This is a genomic window from Robbsia andropogonis (assembly GCF_000970345.1).
Lineage (GTDB): Bacteria > Pseudomonadota > Gammaproteobacteria > Burkholderiales > Burkholderiaceae > Robbsia > Robbsia andropogonis.
The window spans coordinates 1-8,455 of the sequence record NZ_LAQU01000069.1 but is presented as its reverse complement, the minus strand read 5'-3'; the positions used below and the strand labels follow the sequence as shown (position 1 = coordinate 8,455).

7 protein-coding genes are annotated in these 8,455 nt (G+C 60.0%); all 7 read left to right on the top strand.

Annotation, left to right across the window (positions count from 1 at the left end):
* The first annotated feature begins 378 nt into the window (after nucleotides 1-378).
* The 7 genes from WM40_RS29185 to WM40_RS25015 all read left to right on the top strand — a co-directional run bounded on the left by WM40_RS29185 (nucleotide 379) and on the right by WM40_RS25015 (nucleotide 8,326).
* Nucleotides 379-1,386 carry a protease modulator HflK N-terminal domain-containing protein gene (locus WM40_RS29185; protein WP_413783829.1) on the top strand — a complete coding sequence of 336 codons (1,008 nt, stop codon included), beginning with the start codon at nucleotides 379-381 and terminating at the stop codon, nucleotides 1,384-1,386.
* 11 nt (nucleotides 1,387-1,397) lie between these two features.
* Nucleotides 1,398-2,057, top strand: coding sequence for an SPFH domain-containing protein (locus WM40_RS32655; protein ID WP_052738521.1), 660 nt, complete (start codon nucleotides 1,398-1,400; stop codon nucleotides 2,055-2,057).
* A gap of 12 nt (nucleotides 2,058-2,069) precedes the next feature.
* A complete protein-coding gene (hflC, locus tag WM40_RS25035; RefSeq protein ID WP_024902946.1) occupies nucleotides 2,070-2,987 on the top strand; it encodes a protease modulator HflC in 918 nt (305 codons plus the stop codon).
* Between the two features lie 137 nt (nucleotides 2,988-3,124).
* Nucleotides 3,125-4,312, top strand: coding sequence for an ATP phosphoribosyltransferase regulatory subunit (locus WM40_RS25030; RefSeq protein ID WP_024902945.1), 1,188 nt, complete (start codon nucleotides 3,125-3,127; stop codon nucleotides 4,310-4,312).
* 60 nt (nucleotides 4,313-4,372) lie between these two features.
* Nucleotides 4,373-5,713 (top strand): adenylosuccinate synthase, encoded by a 1,341-nt coding sequence (locus WM40_RS25025; RefSeq protein WP_046154339.1) that lies wholly within the window; start codon nucleotides 4,373-4,375, stop codon nucleotides 5,711-5,713.
* A 139-nt stretch (nucleotides 5,714-5,852) separates the two neighbouring features.
* Complete coding sequence (locus WM40_RS25020) at nucleotides 5,853-6,431, top strand: phosphoribosyltransferase (RefSeq protein WP_024902942.1); 579 nt, start codon at nucleotides 5,853-5,855, stop codon at nucleotides 6,429-6,431.
* Nucleotides 6,432-6,472: 41 nt separating this feature from the next.
* Nucleotides 6,473-8,326, top strand: a complete 1,854-nt coding sequence (locus tag WM40_RS25015) for a potassium transporter Kup (RefSeq protein ID WP_036009159.1) — start codon at nucleotides 6,473-6,475, stop codon at nucleotides 8,324-8,326.
* The last annotated feature ends 129 nt before the right edge of the window (nucleotides 8,327-8,455 follow it).

Sequence of the window (8,455 nt, the reverse complement as noted above, 5' to 3'; positions counted from 1 at the left end):
TCAGAGCCCGCGTCGCGTCAGGGCACGGAATGGGATCGAAAGCGGAAGGCGAGCGACGGGGCGGTAGCGGACGCTTCGAATGCCGGGCCTGCCGGTACAGCGATCTCTGGCGGCGACGCAGCATCGCCGACCGAGGTCGACGATGCGTCCGATGGCCATGCGGCGTAGCGATACGTCATGTGCCGGTGTGCGGTAGAGGTAACGCTGGCGGGGGCAATGGCTGCCGCCCGCCCGTCCTGCTTAATGCCGGCGCATTCCACGACAACGCCACGAGGCCCGACGAGGTCTCATTCGTGCCACCTTAGCGCATTGCCTGATCGCGTGGCGTTACCGCGTCGCTTCATAGCGTCGCCTCACAGCGTACTAACCGGCTGCTTCATGGTGAATGATCAAAACTACAGCAGTACTAGGCAGCGGATGACTGCGATTTTTTCGTTGAACGATCAGCGCTGGGGGCGGGGTGAATCCCGTGAAGGCACCGGTGACGGTGAGCCGACTTCGAACGGTTCCAACGGCCCCGATAGCGAGACGCGCGGCGTCCCGGGGAATGCACCAGGCAGTGATGACCGGCGCGCTTCCGGGGATTCGGGCAACAAGGACGACGCCGGCAATGACGGTCGTCCAGACGATGGTCGTCGCGAAGGTCCCCCCACAACGCCGCCTGGCGTGCCGCAGCGTGGCGAGCGCAGTCAACGCGATCGGCCAATGGGTGCCGGCGACAAGCAAGGCCCCCCGGACCTCGACGATCTGTGGCGCGAATTCAATTCGCGATTGCAACGCTGGTTCGGTGGCGGCGGTGACAATAACAATGGTGGCGGGAAGGACAATCGCGGTCCACGACGCGGCGGTCCGCGTTTTCCCGGCGCGGGCCGAGGGGGGTCGATTGGTGTAATCGCCGTGTTGTGTGCCGTCGTGGTGATCTGGCTCGGCAGTGGCTTGTATGTGGTGCAGGAAGGGCAGGCGGGTGTCGTGCTGCGCTTCGGCAAGTACGTGCGTACCGTGCCGGCTGGTGTGCAATGGCGGATGCCCTGGCCGTTCGAGTCGAACGAAACGGTCAACATGTGGCAGGTGCGCTCGATCGACATCGGTCGTAGCGGCACGATCGCGCAGACGAATTCCAAGGATTCGTCGATGCTGACCGCTGATGAAAACATCATTGATGTGCGGTTCGCTGTCCAGTACCGGATCAAGGACGCAGCCGATTTCCTCTTCAACAATGCCGACGCCGAGGCGAATGTCGCCCAGGCCGCCGAAACAGCGGTTCGGGAGATCGTCGGCAAGAGCAAGATGGATTTCGTCCTGTACGAGGGGCGTGAGCAGGTGGCCCTGGAACTAACGCAGACGATACAAAAATTCTGGACTCCTACCGCGACGGCATTCTGGTGACGAGCGTGACAATGCAGAACGTGCAACCGCCGCAGCAAGTGCAGGCGGCGTTCGATGACGCGGTAAAGGCGGGCCAGGACCGGGAGCGGCAGAAGAATGAAGCGCAGGCCTATGCCAATAACGTGATTCCTCGTGCTCGGGGTACCGCGGCGCGAATGGTCGAGGAGGCCGAGGGTTATAAGGCAAAGGTCGTGGCGCAGGCCACCGGTGACGCGCAGCGTTTTGATGCCATTCAGGCGCAGTATGCAAAGGCGCCGACGGTGACGCGCGAGCGGATGTATCTGGATACGATGCAGCAGATCTATAGTCGTGCCTCGAAGGTGCTGATCGACGGCCGGAACAATAACAACCTGCTTTATCTGCCATTGGATAAGTTGTTGAACAATAACAGCGACACCGGGAGCGGCCGTGCTGCGCGAAGCGGCGCTTCGAATGGTACCGACAACGGCGCGGGACACGATGCGACACCCGGCGACGCTTCGTCGCTGGACGGCGCGCCGATCAGCCTCGGGAGCGGGCTGTCGGGTGGCGCGACGATGTCGTCGATGGCAACGCGGCAGCGGGATAACGTCCAAGATGACGGCAGTGATCCGCTGCGCTCCCGCACGATCTTCCGCAGCCGGGACCGCAGCGAATCGCTGCAGGACCTGCCCAGTGCGTCAGGCCAATAAGGAACGCCAACCATGAATCGAATCATTACCGCGATCGTCGCGTTGGCCGTTGTGTTGTCGCTGGCATCGTCGATGATGTTTGTCGTTGATCAGCGTCGCTTTGCAATCGTCTTCGCGCTGGGTGCCGTCAAGCGCCAGATTTCCGAACCGGGGCTGTATTTCAAGCTTCCTCCGCCGTTCCAGCACGTGGTTACGATTGACAAGCGAATTCAGACGATCGACAACGCCGAGCCAGACCGTTACATCACGTCGGAGAAGAAAAACCTGTTGGTCGACTTGTTCGTCAAGTATCGCGTTGCGGATCCGTTGAAGTATTACATTTCGTTCAAGAGCGACAGCGGTGCCGCGGAGGATCGTCTGAAGGCGATTATCCGTGCAGCGTTGAACGAGGAGTTCGCCAAGCGGACAGTGACTGAAGTCGTCTCGAACGAGCGCGAGGTCGTCATGCAGGCGGTACGTACCAAGGTTGAGCGAGAAGCGGCCAGCATTGGTATCCAAGTATTGGATGTGCGCCTGAAGCGCGTCGACCTGCTTGCGGCGATCAGCGACTCGGTTTACCGTCGGATGGAGGCGGAGCGCAAGCAGGTCGCGAATAACCTGCGTTCAACTGGTGCAGCCGAAGCGGAGCAAATTCGTGCCGATGCGGACCGTCAACGCGAGGTCGTGCTGTCCGAAGCCTATGAGAAGACGCAGGCGATCATGGGGGACGCCGACGCGCAGGCTTCGGCGATCTATGCACAGGCGTTCGGCAAGGACCCGGCGTTCTATGCTTTCTACAAGAGCCTGGACGCGTATCGGGCAGCGTTCCGCAACAAGGGTGATGTGATCGTCGCCGATCCGAACAGCGCGTTCTTCCAGTACCTGCGCTCGCCCGACGGCGGCACGCCGCCGGGTGCATCGGCACCGGCCAAACGCGCCGGCGCGCGCTAAGCCTTACCCTCCGGCGTACTTTTGCGTAGAATTGCGACCTGTTTGCCGACAGAGCGGCCATCAAGGCCGCTGTGTCGACTTTTGTCGTCTTATTGTTTACACGCCACATCTGGCATTGGATTGAGAGGATATCGACCGTGTCGATTTGGCTCCTGCCCGAAAGCATTGCCGACGTCCTGCCGTCGGAAGCGCGTAAAAGTGAAAATCTGCGGCGACTGCTGCTGGATCGGTTCCGCGCATACGGCTACGAGATGGTGATGCCGCCGCTGCTGGAGTATCTGGAGTCCCTGCTGGCAGGGGCCGGCGACGATCTGGCGCTGCGTACCTTCAAATTGGTCGATCAATTGTCCGGGCGCACGATGGGTGTGCGCGCCGACATTACGCCCCAGGTATCGCGCATCGATGCGCACTTGCTCAATCGTGCCGGCGTGACGCGACTCTGCTATGCGGGCCCGGTGCTGGAAACGCGTCCGCGTGGCTTGCACGCGACACGCGAGCCTTATCAGATTGGCGCTGAATTGTATGGTCATGCCGGCATCGAAGCGGATATCGAAATCCAGCAATTGCTGATCGATTGTACGGCGCGCGTGGGATTGCAGGGTGTACGACTGGATCTCGGCCATGCGGCCATTGCCACCGCATTGCTGGCGTCGTCGCCGCAGGCGGCCGCGCATGCCTACGCGATTTCCGGAGCGCTTGCGGCGAAGGACGTACCTGCATTGCAGGCATTGACGCAATCGTTGGACACGCCGCTACGCGATGCGCTGCGTGCGTTGCCAACGTTGTATGGCGGTCGCGATGTGCTCGATCGCGCGCGCGCGCGTCTGCCGGCCCTTCCGGAAATCCAGCGTGCGCTAGGCGATCTGACGCAACTGGCAGATGCCGCCGATGCTGCCTTGTCTTCGGCCGGGGTGGGTGTCAGTCCTGTGCAGTTCGATCTCGGTGATTTGGGTGGGACTTACCAGTACCATACTGGTGTGATTTTCTCGGCCTACGTCGATGGCGTGCCGAATGCGATCGCGCGGGGCGGGCGATATGACCGGATTGGTCGTTTATTCGGCCGTGACCGGCCCGCGATTGGATTTTCGATGGATCTGCGCGAGTTGGCCCGGATTTCTCCGGTGGAAGCCCGTTCCTCGGCGATCTACGCGCCGTGGACGCAGGACGCTACCTTGCGTGCGGCGATCGCCGCGTTGCGGGACGCAGGCGAGGTGGTGATTCAGTCACTGCCGGGACATGCACACGATCTGGACGAATTCGCATGCGAGCGTGAGCTCGTTTCGCAAAACGACCAATGGGTGTTGGTGTCACGCCAAACACGCTAATTTCCGAATATCACCGCGCAACGCGGGTAGAATACGTTTTTAATCAGGCTCGAACTCAACATGTCCGGTATTGCATCGAACCAGGGACGAAATGTCGTTGTCGTCGGCACGCAGTGGGGTGACGAAGGCAAAGGCAAGATCGTCGATTGGCTGACCGATCACGCGCAAGGTGTTGTCCGCTTCCAAGGCGGTCATAACGCAGGTCACACGCTGATTATCGGCGGCAAGAAGACCATTTTGCGATTGATCCCTTCGGGCATCATGCGCGATGGAACGGCTTGCTATATCGGTAATGGCGTCGTGCTGTCTCCTGAGGCGCTGTTCAAGGAAATCGGGGAGTTGGAAGCGGCCGGCCTGCATGTGCGTGATCGCCTGTTTATTTCCCACGCATGTACCTTGCTGCTGCCTTCGCATGTCGCGATAGACCAGGCGCGCGAGAAGAAGCGTGGGAACGACAAGATCGGCACTACCGGTCGCGGCATCGGCCCGGCGTACGAAGACAAGGTCGCACGACGCGGTCTGCGCGTGCAGGACCTGTTCGATCCGGCCCGCTTCGCGGAGCGTCTGAAGGAAATCCTGGATTACCATAACTTCCAGCTGACACAGTATCTGGGTGCGGAAGCGATCGACTTTGACGAAACCCTGGCCAGGATGCTTGGTTTCGCGAAGGATCTGGGGCCGATGTGCGCGGATGTGTCGGCGAAGCTGGCGGCGGTCAATGCCGACGGCGGCAGTCTGCTGTTCGAAGGGGCGCAGGGCACGCTGCTCGACGTCGATCATGGGACCTATCCCTTTGTCACGAGCAGCAATTGTGTTGCTGGCGCGGCTGCCGCAGGCGCGGGTGTCGGTCCGCACCGCCTGCATTATGTGCTGGGCATCACCAAGGCATACTGCACGCGTGTAGGCAGCGGGCCGTTCCCAAGTGAACTGTACGACGCGGATAATCCCGAGGCACAGGACCCGGTCGGGATCGATCTGGCGAAAATCGGCAAGGAATTCGGTTCGGTCACGGGCCGTCCGCGCCGTACAGGTTGGATGGATGTGGCTGCATTGAAGCGGTCGATTCAGATCAACGGTATCTCGGGCCTCTGCATCACGAAACTGGACGTGCTGGACAGTTTGGACGAGGTCAAGCTGTGTACCGGCTATACGGTGGATGGCCAGACGGTCGATTTGCTGCCTACGGGCGCGGCGGCGGTCAAGGCCTGTGAGCCTGTGTACGAAACCTTCCCCGGATGGAAGTCGAGCACGATCGGTATCACGCAGTGGGACAAGTTGCCCAAGCAAGCACAAGATTACTTGTCACGGGTGCAGGCATTGGCCGGAACGCCCATCCACATGGTATCCACGGGTCCGGATCGTGATGAAACGATCTTGCTGGAACACCCGTTCAAAGTGTAAATGTGACTGGCGGACGGGCGCCCCGTGCGCCCGGGACGGCGGTGCACGTAGCGGGTGACGCGGCGCATCGCACCTTTTGAACCGTCTTGCCGTGCGCGGCACCCGCTCCCGAGAAACGTGTCTTCTTGAGCGTAATGCAGTGAGTCTTCCCAAAAGCGACGATCAACATCTTTGGATCAGTTGGGACGAATACCATCGTCTTGTTGAGCGCTTGGCGCTCCAGATCCACGAGTCCGCCTGGCGGTTCGATTTCATTTTATGTCTCGCCCGCGGCGGTTTGCGCGTGGGTGACCAATTGTCGCGGATTTACGACTTGCCGTTGGCGATCCTGTCGACCAGTTCCTATCGCGAAGCCGCGGGCACGATTCAGGGCCAGCTCGATATTGCCCAATACATCACCATGACGCGGGGGCCACTACGGGGCAACGTGCTGCTGGTCGACGACCTTGTCGACTCCGGTATCACGCTGGCGCGCGTACAAGGCCATTTGGCCGAACGGTTTCCCGACATCACCGAAGTGCGCTCGGCGGTGCTATGGTACAAGGCATGCTCGGTGACGCGGCCTGATTATCATGTAAGTCATCTGCCGACGAATCCGTGGATTCACCAGCCGTTCGAGGAATGGGACACGTTGCGGCCGCAAAATCTCGCCGCATGGATCCAACGTGGCCTTCCGCGCCAGTCCGACGTATCGGATGAGTCGCATAACGACAACTGAACTTGGCTACCAACTACACATCGCACGCGCGCAAGCAGGGCATGTCGGCACTCGTGACCGCGGCCATCGGTATTGTTTTCGGCGATATCGGCACCAGCCCGCTGTACGCGATGAAAGAAGCGTTCAGCGAGGAACACGGCATTCAATTCACGGATGGCGCCATTCTCGGCGTGGTGTCCCTGCTGTTCTGGGCGATCGCGCTTGTCGTGGCGGTCAAATACGTGCTCTTCGTGATGCGTGCCGACAATAACGGCGAAGGCGGTGCGTTGGCGCTGATGGTGCTGTCCCTGCGCAACGTGCGCAAGGGCACTCGGTTTGCCACGGTCCTGATCATGTTGGGCCTCTTCGGCGCCTGCATGTTCTATGGTGATGCGGTGATCACCCCCGCGATGTCCGTACTGTCGGCGGTGGAGGGGTTGGAGGTGGCCGCGCCGAAACTCGGGCATTACGTGGTGCCGATCGTGCTCGTGATCGTCACCATTCTGTTTTTCTTGCAAAAGCGCGGCACCGAGGTGGTGGGCAAGCTGTTCGGCCCGGTCATGCTGCTATGGTTCCTGGCGCTCGCGGCCCTGGGGCTTTATCACATTGTCCAGAAGCCTATTATTCTGGAAGCGATCAATCCGGTTCATGCGGTCCGGTTTATTTCATTGCATGCCTTGCAGGCGTATGTGGTGCTGGGCTCGGTCTTCCTGGTACTGACCGGGGCGGAAGCACTATATGCAGACATGGGCCATTTCGGCGCGCGTCCTATCCGTATCGGCTGGTACGGTATCGTGATGCCGTCACTGATGCTGAACTATTTTGGTCAGGGCGCGCTGTTGATGGCGTCACCGGAAGCGCGTAGCAACCCTTTCTTTCTGATGGCGCCTGATTGGGCGACATTGCCACTCGTGATCCTTGCGACGGCGGCAGCGGTCATTGCCTCCCAGGCCGTTATCTCGGGTGCTTTCTCGCTGACATCGCAGGCAATCCAGCTTGGCTATGTGCCGCGGATGAAGATCCAGCATACGTCCGACAGGGAAATCGGTCAGATCTATATTCCGGTCGTGAACTGGTCGCTATACTTCATCGTTGTTTGCATCGTGCTTGGCTTCCGTAGTTCGGACAACTTGGCCGCTGCCTACGGCATTGCCGTGGTGACAACGATGGTGATCACGACGATGCTGGTGGGGGTGGTGATGTTGCGCGTCTGGAAGTGGCGCAAGCGGCTGGTGATTCCCATTGTCGCGCTGTTCATGATCGTTGATCTCGCCTTTTTTGGTGCAAATGTCATTAAGATCGAGGAGGGTGGTTGGTTGCCCCTGGGCGTTGGCGTGCTGCTGTTCTTCCTGTTGACGACCTGGTCAAAGGGGCGCCAGATTGTAAAGGACCGAACCGCCGCGGATGGTATACCGCTGCAACCCTTCCTGAAAGGGCTACTTGCCCACCCACCGCATCGCGTCTCGGGCACCGCGATTTACCTCACCGGTAGTGAGACACTGGTGCCGGTGAGCCTGCTGCACAATCTCAAGCACAACAAGATCCTGCACGAGCGGACGATCTTCATGACGTTCCTGACCCGGGACGTTCCGTATATCGAAGAAGACAAGCGCTATTTCCTCAGGCCTTTCGACGGTGGGCTGTTCCTGGTCAAGGCAGTTTACGGCTTCAATGAAACGCCGGATGTCGACCGGGTGCTCAAGTATCTTGAGCGCGAACATGAAATGACGTTCGAATTGATGGATACGTCGTTTTTCCTGGCACGCGAGACGGTGGTTCCCACGCAACTGCCAGGCATGTCGTTATGGCGTGAGCGCGTATTCGCGTGGATGCATCAGAATGCGGCCAAACCCACCGACTTTTTCAGCATTCCGGCGAATCGCGTCGTCGAACTGGGTACGAAGATCGAAATCTAAGACCGGAGTGTACGGCAGCGCGGGGCTCGGGATCTGCGCCGCCGATGGCGCACATACCGAAAACCTGGAAGTGTGTCGTTCGTCGACGTGATTGTTACGGCGCGATAGCGCAAAAAAAGCCTACGCGAC